Source organism: Pseudooceanicola batsensis HTCC2597 (assembly GCF_000152725.1).
Taxonomy (GTDB): Bacteria; Pseudomonadota; Alphaproteobacteria; order Rhodobacterales; family Rhodobacteraceae; genus Pseudooceanicola; species Pseudooceanicola batsensis.
Genome location: NZ_AAMO01000008.1, coordinates 142,954 through 158,581, shown reverse-complemented (window position 1 = coordinate 158,581; position 15,628 = coordinate 142,954). Strand labels below are relative to the sequence as shown.

The following is a 15,628-nucleotide window of genomic DNA, read 5'->3' as shown; positions in this document are numbered from 1 at the left end:
ACTTGTTTGAATGCAGCATCCTTTGTTCGCATAGCAAACTTTTCTGCAAGGGAGGACAGTCGCGCATGAACGTGATGGGCGAAGATTTCGAAACCGACTTCTGGAAGGAAGTCACCGACCGGGCGACCTGGGACATGATCGTTCCGGGCGAGCTGCGCGAGACGCGGCCCGTGACGCTGACCAAGCAGATCATCCAGGATTACGCGCGCAAGGTCGGCGAGGACAATCCGCTCTACTTCGACGAGGACTATGCGAAGTCCACGCCCTACGGCGGCATCGTGGCGCCGCCGTCGATCCACATCCTGCTGATGTTCGCCTGCACCACCTCGAAGGACTGGATGCGGTCGCCCGGCACGATCAACGCGGGCCAGAACTGGTACTACAACGTACCGATCCGGCCCGGCGACACGATCGAGATGCGCGGCACCGCGCTGGACAAGTTCATCAAGAAGGACCGGCTGTTCGCCGTTCACGAGAACCTGTTCACCAACCAGCACGGGCAGGTCGTCTGCACCGGCCGCGGCCAGACGATCCGGCCGGTCTGAGGAGGAAGTACCATGAGCGCACAGGAAAACTTCGACAAGGTTCAGCCCGGCGACATCGTCGAGGGGCGGCCGTTCACGGTCACGACCGACACGATCCAGGATTTCGGCGACGCCTCGCTGGACTACAACCCGCTGCATTTCGATCCGGACTGGATGGAGAAGAACGATTTCGGCGGCACCCACTTCGGCGGCGTCATCATGCACGGGATGCAGAATTTCGCGCTGATCACGCGGACGCTGACCGACTGGCTGGTGCCGCGCGGCGGCTATCACCGGCGGCTGGAGACCCGCTGGATCAAGCCGGTCAAGCTGGGCGACACGATCACGCCCGAGGCGACGGTCAGCCGCAAGAACCCCACGGACAGCGGGCATTGGGTCCAGTTCGACGTCGTGGTGAAGAACCAGGACGGCGAGCCCGTCGCCACCGGCCAGGCGCTGGCCGAATTCCGGGACACGATCCCCGGCTGAGGAGCGGTCGGATCGCGGTCCGGCCGGCCGGGGGAAGGATCAACCAAAGGGAGGAAAGACAAATGATTGCCAAGTTCACCAGACGCGGGGCGCTGGCCCTGGCCATGGCGGCGCTGCCCGCCATGGGCATGGCGCAGGACGTGCCGAAATTCTTCAAGATCGTATCCACCTCGCCGGGGGGGCTATGGCACACCTTCGGCACACAGCTGGCGGACAAGCTGGGCAAGGCCTTTCCCGAGATGGCGGTCAGCCACGTGCCGGGCGGGTCGAACGTGAACCACAAGCTGGTCAGCTCGGGCGATGCCCAGATGGGTTTCAGTTTCTCGCCCACCTCGATCCAGGCCTGGAACGGCGAGGGCAGCTTTGACCGGGAATGGCAGGACGCGCGCGTGGTCGGCACCTTCTATCCCGCCTATCTGCACGCCGTCGCCCGCGAAGGCGCCGGGATCGAGTCGATGGAGGACCTGCAGGGCAAGGTCGTGAGCCCCGGCAAGCGCGAGTGGTCCACGGCCGCGATCGCCATGCAGATCCTCGAGCAGTTCGGCATCAACGAGGACAGCCTGGCCGAGAACGGCGGGCAGATGCAGTACCTCGGCTTCGGCGACGTCACCAACATGATGGCCGACCGGCGGCTCGATGCGTTCATGTACTATGCCTCGGCGCCCAGCCCGCTTCTGCTGAAGCTGAACGAGCAGCCCGGCATCCGGATCGTGCCCTATACCCAGGACGAGGTCGACCGGATCCTGCCGACGCTGACCCCGGCGGGTGCCTATGTCGAGATGACCTATCCGACCGATCCCTACGAGGGCAGCGCGGGCGGCTTCCCGGTGCCGACCATGTGGTCGATCTTCCTTGTGAACAAGGACGTGCCCGATGCCGTGGTCTACGAACTGACCAAGATCCTCTACGAGGATGCGGACCTGAAGAAATTCATGGGTGCGGATCCGTCGCTGTCGGTGGATCATGCCACGACCGGGCTGAAGGACGGGGTCATTCCGTTCCATCCCGGCGCGCAGCAATACCTGGAGGAGCAGGGCGCATTCTGATGCGCCCGCAGCCCCCGGCCTTGGCATAGGGAACCGCGCACGTGGCGGACAGACAAGACAAGGATACCGCGACCGATGCCTTCGCGTCGGGACAGGCGCTGCCCGTCCCGACCTGGCTGGTCGCCCTGATCATCGCGGTTTCCCTCGGAACCGCGATGTATCACCTTCTGGGCGGGCTCTTCGGCACGGCGGAGGCGTTCCGCCACCGCACGACCCATATCACCCTGTTCCTCGTCCTGGCCTTCCTGTTCTACCCGCTCGGCCGGTCGGGATGGCGGGAGCCGCTGCGCTGGACCACGGTGATCGACATGGCGCTGATCACCTGCGCGGTCGGGGTTTTCCTCTACCGGATGCAGGACGTGGATGCGCTTGCCTCGCGGTCGAGCTTTCCGGAACGCGGCGATGTGATCAGCGGGACGATCCTCGTGCTCCTCGTGCTCGAGGCGGTGCGGCGGACCGTGGGCCTTGCCCTCGTGATCCTGCCCGCGCTCTTCATGTTCCATGCGCTCTATTCGGATCACTTCCCGTCGATCTTCCTGGCCGCGCCGACGCGGTTCTCGTCGCTGATCGGGTATCTGACGGTGGACCTCGACGGGATGCTGGGGGTGCCGATCGCGGTCTCGTCCTCGTTCATCGTGATCTTCATGATGTACGGCGCGGTTCTGGTGCGGTCGGGGGCGGGGACCTTCTTTACCGACCTGGCCTATGCCGCGACCGGCTGGATGTCGGGCGGCGCGGCCAAGGCGGCCTCGCTCGCCTCGGGGCTCTACGGCACCTTGTCGGGCAGCACGACGGCGAATGTCGTCACCACCGGGTCGTTTACCATCCCGCTGATGAAGAGCTCGGGCTTCAATCCGCGCTTCGCCGCCTCGGTCGAGGCGATGGCCTCGAACGGGGGGCAGATCGTGCCGCCGGTGATGGGTGCCGCGGCCTTCATCATCCCGATGTACATTCCCGGATCGAGCTATCGCGACGTGGTGCTGGCGGCGGCCATCCCGGCGCTGCTCTACTACATCTCGATCCTGGCGATGATCCACTTCCAGGCGAAGCGGGTCGGGCTGACGGGGGTGCCGCGCAAGGACCTGCCGAGCGCCTGGATCACCCTGCGCCGGGGCTGGCCCATCCTCTTCGCCTTCGGGGCCATCGTGGGGTTCCTGCTGTTCGGGTTCACGCCGATGATCGCGGGGGCGACCGCGCTCGTGCTGACGGTGATCGTGACCCTGTTCCGGGCCGAGACGCGGCTTGCGCCCCGCGACCTCTGCGCCGGGCTGGAGACGGGGATCCGGGCGACGATCCCGATCGTCATGGCCTGCGCGGCGGCGGGGATCATCATCGGGTCGATGGACCTGTCGGGGCTGGCCGGTCGCGTCTCGGGCGCCGTGACGCTGCTGGCGGACGGCAAGCTGGCGCTGGCGCTGATCATCACGGCGATCGTCTGCGTGATCCTGGGGATGGGGATGACGACGACCATCGTCTACATCACGCTGGCCGCGCTGGTCGCGCCCTCGATCACCTCGATGGGGGCGCCGGTCATGGCGGCGAACCTCTTCATCTTCTATTTCGGCTGCCTCTCGGGCGTGACGCCGCCGGTGGCGTTGACGACCTACGCGGCGGCGGGGATCGCCGGGTCGAATCCGTGGTCGACGGGGATCGAGGCGGTGAAGGTGGGTATCGCATCCTTCATGATCCCCTTCATGTTCATCTACACGCCGAGCCTGCTGCTCGAGGGGTCGTGGTACAGGATCCTCCTCGACAGCACGACGGCGGCCATCGGCATCGTCTGCCTGGCGGCGGCGGTGCAGGGGTTCTTCCGCCGTATACTGGCGGCCTGGGAACGTGTGCTGCTGGGCGGAACCGCGCTTCTCTTCATCGTGCCGACATGGCAGAGCATGACGGTGGCGGCCGTGATACTGGCCGCGCTCTGGCTGCGGGTGCGCGGCGGGGCAGGGGGAAAGGAGAGGGTCGGTGCGTAGATTCGTTCTGGACTGGGCGAGCTTTCTGGTCGTGCTGGCGATCGTCGTGGTGCCGGCCTGGCTGGGCCTGCACTTTCGCCATTTCCTGCCCTATCTCGGCTTCGTCGCGGTCTTCAGCGTCGGGGCGGTGGCATGGTTGCGGCTGACGCGGCGCAACGGAGGTGAGACCGATGACTGACATGGAAGGTGCCTTCTCGGGGATGCGCGTCCTCGACTTCACGGCCGGGGTCGCGGGTCCGCATGCCACGCAGCTGATGGCGATGCACGGCGCCGAGGTGATCAAGGTCGAGCCACTGGCCGGAGATTGGGGCCGGACGCTGGGTCGCATGTACGACGGTCACACGGCGCATTCCATCGCCTTCAACCGCGGCAAGAAGAGCCTGGCCATAAATCTCAAGAACCCGGAGGCGCGGGCGGCGGTTCGGGACCTCGCCAGCACGGCCGACATCGTGGCCGAAGCCTTCCGACCCGGGGTCATGGGCCGGTTCGGCCTGTCGTGGGAGGACCTTTCCCGCGACAATCCCGAACTGATCTACCTGTCGATCTCCGGTTTCGGACAGCAGGGGCCCTATGTGGACCGTCCTGTCACCGACGCCGTCATACAGGCCTTTTCCGGCTGGATGACGATGAACGCGAGTTCGGAGGGCGTGCCGCAGCGGGCGCGCATGGTGGCGATGGACGTGATGACGGGGCTCTACGGTTGCAACGCCGTCGCCATGGCGATGGTGGCCAGGCTGCGCTTCGGCCGGGGCCGGTGGATCGATTGCAGCCTGATGCAGTCCGCGGCCGCCTTCCAGACCCCGAAGATGATCGAATACCACCTTCAGAAGGGCGAGACGGGCAACCTGTATGCTCCGGTCGGTGCCTTTCCGACACGCGACGGGCAGATCAACATCACCACGATGCGCGACGACCATTTTGCGACGCTCTGCGGGGTGCTGGGCCTCGATGACCTGCCGGGTCAGGCGCGGTTCCGCACCGCCGTCGACCGGCTCGAGCATGAGAACGAGCTGAACGCGCTTCTGATCGAGGCGTTCGCGAAACGGGATTCGCGCGATTGGGCCGTGAGGCTGTCCGAGGCCGATGTCATGAACTCGGTCGTGAACAGCTATGCGGATTACTTCGCGGACCCGCATGTTTCGGCGGTCGGCTCTTTCGAATGGCTCGATCATCCCGTCGTGGGGCAGGTGCCGGTGCCCGCCGTGCCCGGCGCCCCGCGCCTGTCGGCGGCAAGTCCGGAGGTGGGCCAGCACAGCACCGACGTCCTGAAAGATGCCGGCCTGACCGAAAGCGACATCGCCCGGCTGATCGGAGAAGGCGCCGTGGCGGCCCCGGAGGCGGCGGGGTAGGGCGCCCGCCTGTCCGCCGGATGTGACGCCGGTCCTCGGATGCAGCCGTTCGCCCTGCCGGCGGAGGTCGTGCCGATGATCGCAAAAGCCCCGCAGCGGGGCGTGCAGTTTCCTGCCCGAGACGCTCCTAAGGGCGCACGACCCGTCGCACACCGCGGAGGACCGGGCAGGGGCGCCGGCATTGCAGAGACGCGATTTCAGCAGAGTTTCGAGAGAACGTCGCGCAGCTGTCGCAGGGAATCGGCGTCCAGCAGGCTTGTCAGCGTCTGGTCCTGTTCGTCGACCTCTTGCCGGATCCGGATCATCCGCGCCCGGCCGAGCGAGGTCAGCAGCAGGTTGACCTGCCGGTGATCGCCTTCGGCGACCTTGCGGTGCACCAGACCGTCGAGGACCATCCGGTCCACCAGCTTGCTGAGGGTCGAGGGATTCACCAGCGCCTGTTCCGCCAGCTGGCCCATGGTCAGGCGGTCGCCGGCGTCGAGGCATTCCATGACGCGCCAGGCCTCGATCTTCATGCCATGCTTCTTCAGGCGTTCGGACAGCGAGTTGCTGACCGTCCGATGCGCCGCGGCCAGGGCGTAGGACAGGTGCTGTTCAAAGTGCTTTTGCTGTGCAGACATTGATCGTTCCGGTCTCGACATGTTCAATTTATTTGACTTGGAAAGTAATTTCAATTGCAATGTCGGCAATAAGCGACCTCGGGGAAGGACTGGACTTGTCGGCGAACGTCATCGCCATGCCTCTGGAACTTGCGGATTTCCGCAGTGGCGGTCTGCGCCCGAGAACCGACGCCTTCCGGGTCGCGCTGCTGATCCCGATGTGCGGCTCGGCCGGCATCTGGGGCCCCTCCTGCATCTCGAGCGCGCAGGTGGCTGTCGAGGAGCTCAACCGTGCGAACGGCATCGACGGGCGCCCCGTTCAGCTGATCATGATCGACGCGGCGTTCGAAGCGGCGGAGCCGATCGAGGAGATCGTCAACGACCTGATCGAACTGGGGGCCATTGACGCGATTGTCGGAATGCATATCAGCGCGATCCGGCAGCGCCTGTCCAAGGTGGTCCGCCAGCGCGTCCCCTATATCTACACCCCTCTCTACGAAGGGGGCGAGACCACCGCGGGCCTGTTCGCCATCGGCGAGACGCCGCAGGAACAGCTGGGCCCCGCCATCGCCCGCCTTCAGAAGACGCATTCGCCCCGCAAATGGGCGTTGATCGGCAACGACTATGTCTGGCCGCGCGCGTCGCATTCCTATGCCAAGAGCTATCTCAAGTCCTATGACGTCGACGTCGTGATGGAGAGGTATCTGCCCTTCGGTCTTCCCTGCATGAAAACCGTGCTCGAAGAGCTGGATGCTTCCGGTGCGGATACGGTGCTGGTGTCTCTGGTCGGTCAGGATGCGGTCAACTTCAACCGGATGTTCGGCCGGATGGAACTGCACCGCAAGATCGTCCGGCTGTCCTGCGCGATGGAAGAGAACGGGCTGATGGCCTGCGGGGCGGGCAACCTGGAGCGGCTGTTCGCCGTGTCGTCGTATTTCGGCGGGCTCGCGACCGAATGCAACGCCGCCTTCAAGGAGCGTTATCACGCGCTGCATGGTGACTTTGCGCCGACGCTCAACGCCCTGGGCCAGTCGACTTACGAGGGAATGCACTACCTGGCGGCGATGCTGCTGGATCACGGGGACCTCTGGCGGACGTGCTCGACGGGGAACGCGCCCGCGGTGCGTTATGCCAGCGGGCGCCGCACGTCGCACCGGCCCGGCGCCGAACGCCCGTCCGTATACCTTGCGCGGGCGGACGGGTTGCGGTTCAGCGACTTCAAGCCTTTGTAAGAACGCCAGAAACGACAGGCCTGTGCCGCGCCGGTCGCCGCGGCGAGTTGTCCGTCCTTCCGTTGACGCGCCGCTTCCGAACTGCGCCAAGTCGCCATGGCCCGGGTCCGGTCACGCCCGATCCGACGCCGCCTTCTCCAGAAGCGCCACGCACAGCCGGGTCGCCATGGCCATGTCCTGCACCGAAACCCATTCGAGGGGGCCGTGGATGTTCTGCATTCCGGTGAAGAGGTTCGGGGTCGGCACGCCGAATTCGGTCAGGCGCGATCCGTCGGTGCCGCCGCGGATCGGGACCGAGACCGGCTCGAGCCCGAGGGAAACCGCAGCATCGCGCACCAGGTCGACCGGCGTCATGTCCTTTTCCAGCCAATAGCGCATGTTGCGGTATTGCGGCGCGATGTGACAGCGGATGCGCGCCCGCGGCTCGGACGCCTGCACCGCATCGCAAACCTTGCGCACGATCTCGCCCTTTTCCTCCAGCCCGTCGAGTTCGAAGTCGCGCAGAATCAGCTTGATCCGCATCTCCGAGGAACCGCCCTCCATGTCGGTGACGTGGATGAACCCCTCGCGCCCCTCGGTCAGTTCAGGGACCATGGCCGACTGCGGCAGCATCGAAACGATGCGCGACGCCAGATGCGCGGCGTTGACCAGCTTGCCCTTGGCAAAGCCCGGGTGGATCGAAACGCCGGTCACGACGATTTCGGCACCGTCGGCCGAAAAACTCTCGTATTCGATCTCGCCGACCCGTCCGCCGTCGAACGTATAGGCGAAATCCGCTGCGAGATCCCGGGTCAGCTCGGGGCCGACGCCGCGCCCGATCTCTTCGTCCGGGGTGAAGGCCACGCGGACCGGCCCGTGCGGGATCGATGGATTTGCGAGCAGGTGCGCCGCGGCGGTCATGATGATCGCCACGCCGGCCTTGTCATCGGCGCCGAGCAGAGTGAGACCCGAGGCCGTGACGATGTCGTGCCCCAGCTTTTCCATGAGATAGGGACTGTTTTCGGGCGAGAGCACCAGCTCGGGGTCGTCGGGATAGGTGATGTCGCCGCCGTTGTAGCCCCTGATGACCCGCGGCTTGACGCCCGTCGCGTTGAACTGCGGGGCCGTGTCCACATGGGCGAGCAGGCCGATGGTCGGACCGGGCGCGGTGCCGGGGATCGTCGCCAGCACGACGCCGTAATCGGTCAGCTCCACATCCTGCACGCCCATGTGGGTCAGCTCCTGCTCGAGCATCCGCAGCAGGTCGTACTGGATGGCCGTCGAGGGCGCGGTCGGGCTGTCGGCATTGCTCTGGGTGTCGACGGCGCAGTAGCGGACCAGCCGCTCCTCGAGTTCCGGATCGTGGTTCATGAGGGCCTCTCAGATGTCGAAGACGACGCCCTGCGCCAGCGGCAGTTCGCGCGAATAGTTGATCGTGTTGGTCGACCGCCGCATGTAGGCGCGCCAGGCGTCCGAGCCGCTTTCGCGCCCGCCGCCGGTCTCCTTCTCGCCGCCGAACGCGCCGCCGATCTCGGCGCCCGAGGTGCCGATGTTCACGTTGGCGATCCCGCAGTCCGAGCCGCGCGCGGAGAGGAAGGTCTCCATCTCGCGCAGGTCGGTGGTGAAGACCGAGGAGGAGAGGCCGCCGCCGACGGCGTTGTGATCCTCGAGGACCCGGTCGAAATCGCTGTATTTCATCACGTAGAGGATCGGCGCGAAGGTCTCGCGCAGGACCGGCCCCTCGTGGCTGGGCATTTCGACCAGCGCGGGCCGCACGTAGTAGGCGGCCTCGGCCCCGACGTCTTCGCGCCCGCCGCCGTGCACGGTGCCGCCAAGCGATCGCGCCTCGTCCAGTGCGGCGGTCATCCCCTCGAAGGCCGCGCCGTCGATCAGCGGTCCGACCAGCGCGTCGGTTTCCAGGGGATTGCCGATGGTGACCGAGCCGTAGGCCTTTTTCAGGGCCGGCACGATCTGGTCGTAGATGTCCTCGTGCACGAAGAGCCGTCGCATCGTCGTGCAGCGCTGTCCGGCGGTGCCCATGGCGCCGAAGGCGATCGCCCGCAGCGCCATGTCCAGATCGGCCGAGGGGCAGACGATCCCGGCGTTGTTCCCGCCGAGTTCGAGGATGCACTTGCCGAACCTCTCTGCCACCTTCGGACCGACGATCCGCCCCATCCGGGTCGATCCCGTGGCCGAGATCAGCGCGACCTTCTCGCTTTCGACCAGCGCGGTGCCGACCTCCGGTCCGCCGACCAGCACCTGGCTCAGCCCCTCGGGCGCCTCGTCGCCGAACCGTGCGATGGCCCGGTCCAGGACAGCCTGGCAGGCCAGTGCCGTCAGCGGGGTCTTTTCCGACGGTTTCCAGACGACCGGATCGCCGCAGACCAGCGCGAGGGCCGAGTTCCAGCACCAGGGCGCGCAGGGAAAGTTGAAGGCGGTGATGATCCCCACCACGCCGAGGGGATGCCAGGTTTCCATCATCCGGTGGCCCGGCCGCTCCGTCGCGATGGTCAGGCCGTAGAGTTGGCGCGACAGACCGACGGCAAAATCGCAGATGTCGATCATCTCCTGCACCTCGCCCTGTCCCTCGGACGGGCTTTTGCCCGCCTCGATCGAAACCATGCGGCCCAGGTCCTCCTTCGACTTGCGCAGTTCCTCGCCGAAGAGCCGGACGAGTTCGCCCCGACGCGGGGCCGGCACCATCCGCCACGCGCGGAACGCGGCCGAGGCCCTGTCGATGGCGGCCCCGGTCGTGTCCGCGTCATCGGTGGCGAGGCGCGCCACGACACTGCCGTCGACGGGCGAGACGATCTCCATGCCCCCGTCATGGTCGAGCGCCACCCCCGAGCCGCAGGCGGACATGGTGGTACGGGTGATCTCGCTCAGGCTCTGTCGCGTCATGTCGGACCTCTTCTGTCTGTCGTGGTTTGGCCGCACCCTAATGCCGGGGGGCATCCGAGGTCCAGATTGCCCTAACGACCCGTGACGAGACCGAGGGCGTGGGCGACCAGCGCGCCGCTTTCGTACCAGAGGCCCCGGGCCGGCCCGAACCTTTCCGCCTGCCCCTCGACCGGTTCGAGCGGCAGGTCCTCCTCGCAGCCGGTCAGGGCGGCGCGGGCAAGGTCGCGGCCGAAGACTGTTCCGGTCCCGATGCCGCGCCCGGAATAGCCGAAGGCGGCGTATCCGCGCGGCCCGAGCCGCCGGATGCGCGGCAGATGATCCGCCGTGCTGGCGATCGTCCCGCTCCAGCCATGGGTGAGCGGCGTGCCCGCCAGCTCGGGGAAAAGCGCGCCCAGCTTGCGCCGCGCCCAGGCCCGGTGGACAGCGGCCGCGCCATGGTCGAGGCTGCCGATTCCGCCGACGATCACCCGCCCGTCGCGGTCCCGGCGAAAGGCCGACATGACCAGCGCGGTATCCCAGCAGCCCTCTCCGCCGGGGAGGATCCCGCGGCCTTTCGCCTCCGGCAGCGGATCGGTGGCCATCTGGAAGAAATGCAGCGGGGCAAAACGACCCCGGTCCCCGCCATAGGCATTCGTCGCCTCGATCAATGCGTCGGCCAGGATTTCCCGCCGGCCCGCCATCAGGCGCCAGGCTTCTCCGTCATGCTGGGCGTCCCGCACCCGCACGCCTTCGAGGATGACCGCCCCCGCCGCCCGCGCCGCACGGGCCAGGCCGCGCGCATAGGCCAGCGGCTGGATCGTGCCGGCGCGTGGATCGAAGAGCGCGCCGTGCACTTTGTCGGACCCGACCCGGCGCCGCGCCTCGGCCGCGTCCAGCAGGACGACCGGCGCGCCTGTTCGCGTCAGTTGCCCGTGCCGCCGGTCGAGTTCGCGCATCGCGCCCGGCGAATGCGCGCAGTGCAGCGTGCCGTTGCGAACAGCCTCGCACCGGATCTGATGCGTCTCGATCAGGTTGAAGACCAGCGACGGCCCCTCCGCCAGCTTGCCGGACAGACGCTCGGCGGCAGCCTCTCCGAGGCGCGCCGCCACGTCGCCCGGCGGCAGCCATAGCCCGGCGTTGACCAGACCCACATTCCGACCCGATCCGCCGTGCCCGATGCTTTCGGCCTCGATCACGACGACCGACGCCCCCTGCTGTGCGGCGTGGAGAGCGGTGGACAATCCGGTATAGCCGGCGCCGATCACGGCGAGATCGTAACGGCCCGCCAGGCCATCCACGTGCGCCTCGGAAAGCTGCCCCGCCGTCGCCTGCCAGAGATTGCCCGAGATCGCCTTGTTCGTGCCGTCGCTCATCATGTCCGGATGCTAGCCGCAGTCCGCCGGCCTCCGCCAGAGGCCAAGCTGCAATCAGCGTCTTGCAGGTTCGGGACGCCGTCCGGATCAGCGCGTCTCAGTCGCTGACACGGAATTCGCTGACACACTTCGCCAGCTCCTGCGCGAGCTGGTGCTGCAGGATCGGCTTGCCCAGGAAGGCGTGCGGCTCGACCGCGGCCAGGACCTTGCGCGTTTCGTCATCCAGATTGCCGCTGATGAAGATGCACCGGACGTTCTGAACGTCGTAGAGCCAGCGGGACGCATCGATACCGGACGTGCCGTCCGCCAGGCGCAGGTCCATCAGCGCGATGTCGGGCGGTTGCTCCTGCGCCGCTCTCTTGCAACTCTCGACGTCGCGCGCGACGCCGGTCACGGTGTGGCCCAGGGCCTCGACCTGATCCTGAAGATCGAGCGCAATCAAGAACTCGTCTTCCACGATGAGAACGCGCAAATTCATTTCGTTTTCAGCGGCACCCGGATGACCACCCGATACCCCGGTTCGGCCGGACCCGTGCTCATGGAGGCGGCGAGCTGTTTGACAAGCCCGTCGATGATGCGGGTTCCCATCCCCCTTTGAGCGCCTTCTACCTTTCCTGTTCCGTTGTCGGTCACTTCGAGCACCAGTTCGTCATCTTCGAGACGGGTCGCGACCTTGATGACCCCGGCCGAGGCACCCGCGAGACCGTGTTTGACGGCGTTCGTCGTCAATTCGTTCACGATCAGAGCGAGCGGGATCGCCTTGTCGGCCGGCAATTTCACCTCGGTCGGCTCGCAGAGTATGTCCAATCCGGCGGTGCCGGCGTCCCCAGAGGCGAGGTTGGCGCACAACCTGTGGAGATACTCTCCGAAGGAGACGGTCGTAACCTCGTTCGACCGGTAGAGCATCTCGTGCACCGAAGTCACCGCCTGCACCCGCGCCGCCGCCCGCTCGAGCCGTTCGCGGACCTCTCCTTCGCCGGACCTGTGCGCGTCGGTGTTGAGGATGCTGGACACGAGCTGAAGGCTGTTCTTGATGCGATGGTTCACCTCGGCAAGAAGAGCCTCTTTCTGGGCGAGCAGGCCGTCTCGCTCGTCCAGCGCTTCGGCAAGCTTCTCCTCTCGCTGCTTGGATCCGGTTATGTCCATGCTCACCACCACGAAACGGGGCAGGGCGTTCCGGTGGTCCCGGACGAGTTCCCCGTGCGAAGAGAGCCACCGCGCCTTGCCGTCCGGCAGAACGAGACGGTGCGTGAAGGCAATGGTCGTGTGGTCGGGCGCGTCCATGACCTGGTCGAAGACCCCCTGAACATCCGCGCGGTCGTCGGCGTCGATCCGGGTGAAACATTCCCGCGCGGGCATTGTTCCTTCACGCTCCGGCAGGCCGAGCATGGTGGCGAAGGCGCGCGAGACGACGGTGGTCTCGGTGCGCGGGTCGTATTCCCAGAACGCGAGGTCGTCGAGCCGCTGCGCGGATCGCAGGCGGATCGCCTGATCCCGCCGGAAGATCGTTTCTTCGGTGACGTCGATGACGTGGTGGATCAGCGCCACGACCTCGCCCTCGCGCAGGACCGGGGTGTTCAGGGGCTTCCAATAGCGTTCCTCGAATCCGCCCTCGGGCCCCCGGAGCGGGATGTCGTACTTCTGCACCGCCATCGCATGCGGCCGACCGGTGGCGCGCGCCGTTTCGAGCGACAGTCGCAGGTTGCGCACCCCATCCGCCGTCGGGTCCGCGGGATTGTCCGGGAAGGCGTCGAACATCGGGACATCGACCAGGTCCTCGCGCCGTGTCCGCGTCAGATCCAGATACTGCTGGTTCACGTCGATGATGGTCAACTCCGCGTTCAGGACCAGATAGCAATGCGGCGCGGCCTCGAAGACCGCGTCGCGCAACTGCCAGGCTTCTAGAGTTTCGGAGGTGTCAACCATATCAATCTCTCCTGCGCAGCTAATCCCGCACCAGGTCCTCTAAATCGGGCAAATGGCCCCTGAACCCGTCTCTGCGATGTCTCGCATCCCGGAACGCCGGCGCCGGTCGGGCCGACCAATTCTTCTCCGCAGAACATGGAGTTAAAATAGAGTATGGCAAGCGCGTAGTGGCATTCCTCGGAGAAAAATCCGCTTTGCAAGCGCCTCTTTCGGCGCAAGCGGATCTTGCACCAGCCTGGGACCCGTTCGCAGCAAAAGCGCGGGACGGGCGACCCGGCCCTCTGGCGGCCGGATGCCTTCCCGTGCGGTCCGGCGCTGCGGCGCGCGCTTTCAGAGCGGCTTTTTCAGGATCCGGGACAGGACGCCGATGATCCCTTCGCGGAACAGCAGCACGCCGATGACGAAGATGCAGCCCTGGATGACCGTGACCCACGCTCCGAGGTAGGCGAGGTAGTTCTGCATCGTCACGACGATCGCGGCGCCCACGATGGGCCCGAGGACGGTCCCCATGCCGCCCAGCAGGGTCATCAGCACCACTTCGCCCGACATCGTCCAGTGCACGTCGGTCAGCGACGCGAGGTGGAACACCTGGCTCTTGGTGGCACCGGCCAGCCCGGCGAAGGTGGCCGACAGGACGAAGACCATCAGCTTGTACCGGTTGACGTGGTAGCCCAGGGACACGGCCCGCGGCTCGTTCTCGCGGATCGACTTCAGCACCTGACCGAAGGGGGAATGGGTGATCCGGTAGATGAACAGGATGCCGCCATAGGTGATGGCGAGCACGAAGAAGTAGAAGGTCAGATCGTCCTTCATCGGCAACAGCCCGAAGAGATCGTTGCGCGGCACCGACTGGATACCGTCTTCGCCTCCGGTGAACTCGGCCTGGAGGGCGAAGAAATAGACCATCTGGGCAAAGGCGAGCGTGACCATCGCGAAATAGATGCCCTGCCGCCGGATGGCGAGGGATCCGATCACCAGCCCCAGCACCGCGGCGGTGGCGGTGCCGGTCAGGATGGCCAGTTCCGGGGTGAGGCCCCAGACCTTGGCGGCATGGGCGCAGACATAGCTCGCCATGCCGAAATAGGCGGCATGGCCAAAGCTCAGCAGCCCGCCGAACCCCAGCAGAAGGTTGAAGGCGCAGGCGAAGAGCGCGAAGCACAGCACCTTCATGGCAAAGACGGGATAGACCATGAAGGGCAGCGCGATCAGCACCGCCAGCAGCACGACGAAGATGATTTTCTGATGCCGCGGCATGCCTACCGTATGCGTCATGGCGGGAAGCGCGGCCTTGGTGGTGTTCTCGGTGGTGGACATCAGGTGGAACTTCCAAACAGGCCTTCAGGCTTGATCATCAGCACGATGGCCATGATCACGAAGATGACGACGGCAGAGCCCTCGGGATAGAAGACGCGGGTCAGCCCCTCGACGATCCCGAGGCCGAACCCGGTCAGGATCGCCCCCATGATCGAGCCCATGCCGCCGATCACCACGACAGCGAAGACGACGATGATGAGATCGGCCCCCATGTTCGGGTTGACCGAATAGATCGGCGCGGCGAGCACACCGGCAAAGGCGGCTAGGCCGACACCGAAACCGTAGGTCAGCGTGATCATCCGCGGCACGTTGATGCCGAAGGCGCCGACCAGCTCGGGGTTTTCGGTGGCGGCCCGGAGATAGGCGCCGAGGCGCGTCTTCTCGATCATGAACCACGTCCCGAAGCAGACGATGACAGAGGCGACGATCACCCAGCCGCGATAGTTCGGCAGGAACATGAACCCGAGGTTCTGACCACCCTGCAGCGCGGGCGGGATGGCGTAGGGCAGGCCGCTGACCCCGTAGTAGTTGCGGAACAGCCCCTGGATGATCAGCGCCAGCCCGAATGTCAGAAGCAGCCCGTACAGGTGGTCGAGCTTGTAGAGGCGCGAGATCATCGTTCGTTCCAGCACGATCCCGATGGCCCCCACCACGAGCGGCGAGAGGACGAGCGCGGGCCAGTAGCCGATGCCGAGATAGTTCAGCAGCATCCAGGCGACGAAGGCGCCCATCATGTACTGGGCCCCGTGGGTGAAGTTGATGATGTTGAGCAGTCCGAAGATCACGGCCAGGCCGAGCGAGAGCACGGCATAGAACGAGCCGTTGATCAGCCCGATCAGCAACTGCCCCATCAGGACCTGCGGCGGTACGCCCAGAAGTTCGAACATGTCTGTCCCCGGAAAGAATTGGTCGGGACGCGACGGTCAGCCCGCCGCGTCCCCCGT

General features: G+C 66.1%; 15 protein-coding genes. 7 read left to right on the top strand and 8 right to left on the bottom strand.

Annotated elements, in window-relative coordinates; translation table 11 throughout:
* Positions 1 to 65: 65 nt before the first annotated feature.
* From OB2597_RS02050 to OB2597_RS02025, 6 genes are all read left to right on the top strand, one after another.
* Complete coding sequence (locus OB2597_RS02050) at positions 66 to 545, top strand: MaoC family dehydratase (RefSeq protein ID WP_009803847.1); 480 nt, start codon at positions 66 to 68, stop codon at positions 543 to 545.
* Positions 546 to 557: 12 nt separating this feature from the next.
* Positions 558 to 1,013, top strand: coding sequence for a MaoC family dehydratase (locus OB2597_RS02045; protein WP_009803846.1), 456 nt, complete (start codon positions 558 to 560; stop codon positions 1,011 to 1,013).
* Positions 1,014 to 1,075: 62 nt separating this feature from the next.
* Entirely contained in the window at positions 1,076 to 2,059 is a 984-nt protein-coding gene (locus OB2597_RS02040; RefSeq protein ID WP_009803845.1) for a TAXI family TRAP transporter solute-binding subunit, read from the top strand.
* A 41-nt stretch (positions 2,060 to 2,100) separates the two neighbouring features.
* Complete coding sequence (locus OB2597_RS02035) at positions 2,101 to 4,032, top strand: TRAP transporter permease (protein WP_009803844.1); 1,932 nt, start codon at positions 2,101 to 2,103, stop codon at positions 4,030 to 4,032.
* Positions 4,025 to 4,210 carry a hypothetical protein gene (locus OB2597_RS02030; protein ID WP_009803843.1) on the top strand — a complete coding sequence of 62 codons (186 nt, stop codon included), beginning with the start codon at positions 4,025 to 4,027 and terminating at the stop codon, positions 4,208 to 4,210. The genes OB2597_RS02035 and OB2597_RS02030 overlap by 8 nt, the downstream gene beginning before the upstream one ends.
* Complete coding sequence (locus OB2597_RS02025) at positions 4,203 to 5,381, top strand: CaiB/BaiF CoA transferase family protein (RefSeq protein ID WP_009803842.1); 1,179 nt, start codon at positions 4,203 to 4,205, stop codon at positions 5,379 to 5,381. Before OB2597_RS02030 ends, OB2597_RS02025 begins: the two co-directional genes overlap by 8 nt.
* 197 nt (positions 5,382 to 5,578) lie before the next feature.
* Here the strand turns inward: OB2597_RS02025 and OB2597_RS02020 are convergent, their stop codons facing one another.
* Positions 5,579 to 6,001 (bottom strand): MarR family winged helix-turn-helix transcriptional regulator, encoded by a 423-nt coding sequence (locus OB2597_RS02020; RefSeq protein WP_009803841.1) that lies wholly within the window; start codon positions 5,999 to 6,001, stop codon positions 5,579 to 5,581.
* 95 nt (positions 6,002 to 6,096) lie between these two features.
* Here OB2597_RS02020 and OB2597_RS02015 point away from each other — a divergent pair, with 95 nt between their 5' ends.
* Positions 6,097 to 7,212 carry a substrate-binding domain-containing protein gene (locus OB2597_RS02015; protein ID WP_009803840.1) on the top strand — a complete coding sequence of 372 codons (1,116 nt, stop codon included), beginning with the start codon at positions 6,097 to 6,099 and terminating at the stop codon, positions 7,210 to 7,212.
* Positions 7,213 to 7,323: 111 nt separating this feature from the next.
* On the opposite strand, the gene pepT is transcribed toward OB2597_RS02015, so the two are convergent.
* The 7 genes from pepT to OB2597_RS01980 all read right to left on the bottom strand — a co-directional run bounded on the left by pepT (position 7,324) and on the right by OB2597_RS01980 (position 15,571).
* On the bottom strand, positions 7,324 to 8,562 hold the full coding sequence (gene pepT, locus OB2597_RS02010; protein ID WP_009803839.1) for a peptidase T: 1,239 nt from the start codon (positions 8,560 to 8,562) through the stop codon (positions 7,324 to 7,326).
* A gap of 9 nt (positions 8,563 to 8,571) precedes the next feature.
* Positions 8,572 to 10,092: an L-piperidine-6-carboxylate dehydrogenase gene (amaB, locus tag OB2597_RS02005; RefSeq protein ID WP_009803838.1), complete on the bottom strand. Its 1,521-nt coding sequence runs from the start codon at positions 10,090 to 10,092 to the stop codon at positions 8,572 to 8,574.
* Positions 10,093 to 10,163: 71 nt separating this feature from the next.
* Positions 10,164 to 11,447, bottom strand: a complete 1,284-nt coding sequence (locus OB2597_RS02000) for an NAD(P)/FAD-dependent oxidoreductase (protein ID WP_009803837.1) — start codon at positions 11,445 to 11,447, stop codon at positions 10,164 to 10,166.
* Positions 11,448 to 11,541: 94 nt separating this feature from the next.
* A complete protein-coding gene (locus tag OB2597_RS01995) occupies positions 11,542 to 11,916 on the bottom strand; it encodes a response regulator (protein WP_050759180.1) in 375 nt (124 codons plus the stop codon).
* Positions 11,917 to 11,918: 2 nt separating this feature from the next.
* Positions 11,919 to 13,370 carry a sensor histidine kinase gene (locus OB2597_RS01990; RefSeq protein WP_009803835.1) on the bottom strand — a complete coding sequence of 484 codons (1,452 nt, stop codon included), beginning with the start codon at positions 13,368 to 13,370 and terminating at the stop codon, positions 11,919 to 11,921.
* A 330-nt stretch (positions 13,371 to 13,700) separates the two neighbouring features.
* On the bottom strand, positions 13,701 to 14,684 hold the full coding sequence (locus tag OB2597_RS01985; RefSeq protein WP_009803834.1) for a branched-chain amino acid ABC transporter permease: 984 nt from the start codon (positions 14,682 to 14,684) through the stop codon (positions 13,701 to 13,703).
* Positions 14,684 to 15,571 carry a branched-chain amino acid ABC transporter permease gene (locus tag OB2597_RS01980; RefSeq protein WP_009803833.1) on the bottom strand — a complete coding sequence of 296 codons (888 nt, stop codon included), beginning with the start codon at positions 15,569 to 15,571 and terminating at the stop codon, positions 14,684 to 14,686. Before OB2597_RS01980 ends, OB2597_RS01985 begins: the two co-directional genes overlap by 1 nt.
* Positions 15,572 to 15,628 lie beyond the last annotated feature (57 nt).

Excerpts from the sequence above, each read along its gene's own strand:
- OB2597_RS02050 (WP_009803847.1), top strand. The coding sequence starts at position 66 with ATGAACGTGATGGGCGAAGATTTCGAAACCGACTTCTGGAAGGAAGTC.
- OB2597_RS02045 (WP_009803846.1), top strand. The coding sequence starts at position 558 with ATGAGCGCACAGGAAAACTTCGACAAGGTTCAGCCCGGCGACATCGTC.
- OB2597_RS02040 (WP_009803845.1), top strand. The coding sequence starts at position 1,076 with ATGATTGCCAAGTTCACCAGACGCGGGGCGCTGGCCCTGGCCATGGCG.
- OB2597_RS02025 (WP_009803842.1), top strand. The coding sequence starts at position 4,203 with ATGACTGACATGGAAGGTGCCTTCTCGGGGATGCGCGTCCTCGACTTC.
- OB2597_RS02020 (WP_009803841.1), bottom strand. The coding sequence starts at position 6,001 with ATGTCTGCACAGCAAAAGCACTTTGAACAGCACCTGTCCTACGCCCTG.
- pepT (WP_009803839.1), bottom strand. The coding sequence starts at position 8,562 with ATGAACCACGATCCGGAACTCGAGGAGCGGCTGGTCCGCTACTGCGCC.
- amaB (WP_009803838.1), bottom strand. The coding sequence starts at position 10,092 with ATGACGCGACAGAGCCTGAGCGAGATCACCCGTACCACCATGTCCGCC.
- OB2597_RS02000 (WP_009803837.1), bottom strand. The coding sequence starts at position 11,447 with ATGATGAGCGACGGCACGAACAAGGCGATCTCGGGCAATCTCTGGCAG.
- OB2597_RS01990 (WP_009803835.1), bottom strand. The coding sequence starts at position 13,370 with ATGGTTGACACCTCCGAAACTCTAGAAGCCTGGCAGTTGCGCGACGCG.
- OB2597_RS01985 (WP_009803834.1), bottom strand. The coding sequence starts at position 14,684 with ATGTCCACCACCGAGAACACCACCAAGGCCGCGCTTCCCGCCATGACG.
- OB2597_RS01980 (WP_009803833.1), bottom strand. The coding sequence starts at position 15,571 with ATGTTCGAACTTCTGGGCGTACCGCCGCAGGTCCTGATGGGGCAGTTG.